The sequence below is a fragment of the Nitrosospira multiformis genome, from assembly GCF_900110185.1.
GTDB lineage: Bacteria > Pseudomonadota > Gammaproteobacteria > Burkholderiales > Nitrosomonadaceae > Nitrosospira > Nitrosospira multiformis_A.
In genome coordinates, this window is the sequence record NZ_FOCT01000045.1 from 1 (window position 1) to 1,144 (window position 1,144).

At 48.4% G+C, this 1,144-nt stretch carries 1 protein-coding gene; it reads left to right on the forward strand.

All coding sequences use genetic code 11. The features are described from left to right. The first annotated feature begins 270 nt into the window (after positions 1-270). Positions 271-1,023, forward strand: coding sequence for a type 1 glutamine amidotransferase domain-containing protein (locus BMY01_RS16910; RefSeq protein ID WP_074749270.1), 753 nt, complete (start codon positions 271-273; stop codon positions 1,021-1,023). The last annotated feature ends 121 nt before the right edge of the window (positions 1,024-1,144 follow it).

A 1,144-nucleotide genomic window follows, 5' to 3' on the forward strand; every position in this document is an offset into this window, starting at 1 on the left:
TGCAACAAATCTGACCAATTTCATTAGATCAAGCTGAAACAGAGGCCTAAGAAACTTATCCACAATCCTATCCCCGGTCTATCCCCGGTAACAGGGGAAAACTGCATTGGATTAATTGGACCGAGATGGAAGTCATTCGCGCTTTAACATCAATTTGCAAACAAATTCTGCTGAACTATGTTGATAACCGAGCAGATCAGTCTGAAAGACTCGTGGTATTGAATAGACTGCGACCAACTGCCTGTAGCCATTACACATAGGAGCAGAAAAATGACTGTGACCAACAAGATTCTTATCATCGTCACCAATTCAGATCTGTTTGAAAAGGTAGGATACAGAACGGGACTGTGGCTTAGCGAACTCGTCGAATTTTGGGATGTTGCTGAAGAAGCAGGCTATAAGATGGATATTGCCAGTCCATCGGGTGGCAAAATTCCCCTTGATCCCGAAAGCCTGCTCATCACCGAAATTGGCGATGCCATCGGCCTCAAAGGGAGTCTTTCCAGGCGCTACGAAGACAAAGCCTTCATGAGGCTGCTGGACAACACGTTGAAAGTGTCCGACGTGGATCCGGCCGGGTACGACGCCATCTATATGGCGGGCGGGCATGGTGGCATGTTCGACTTCCCAAAAAGCCCATCATTGGCGGAGCTGACCGCCAGATTCTATGAATCCGGCAAGATTGTTGCGGCCGCGTGCCATGGACCTTGCGGTCTGCTGGAAGTGAAACTGAGCAACGGAACATATCTTGTTGAGGGTAAGGAGGTGACGGGCTTCTCGTGGAAGGAAGAGAAATTGGCAAACCGCGATCAAGCAGTTCCGTTCAATCTGGAGGAAGAACTACAAAAGCGAGGGGGGCGATACAGCAAGGCAATGATGCCATTTGGCTCCCATGTGGTGGAGGATGGCCTCTTGATTACGGCCCAGAATCCGAAAAGCACCAAAAATGTGAGCCAGGCCGTGGTCAAGAAGCTCAAAGAACTCAAAGAAATAGATTCCTTGCCAAAGGAAATGTTTTTATGAACAACGATACATGTCTACAGAAACTGCTGATTTTGATGAAAAACGCAACCAGCGAAGGGTAACGGACGCACTCAACAATCTCCTGAAGGATGCGCCCAACAGCAAGCTGAAATGTGCAGCT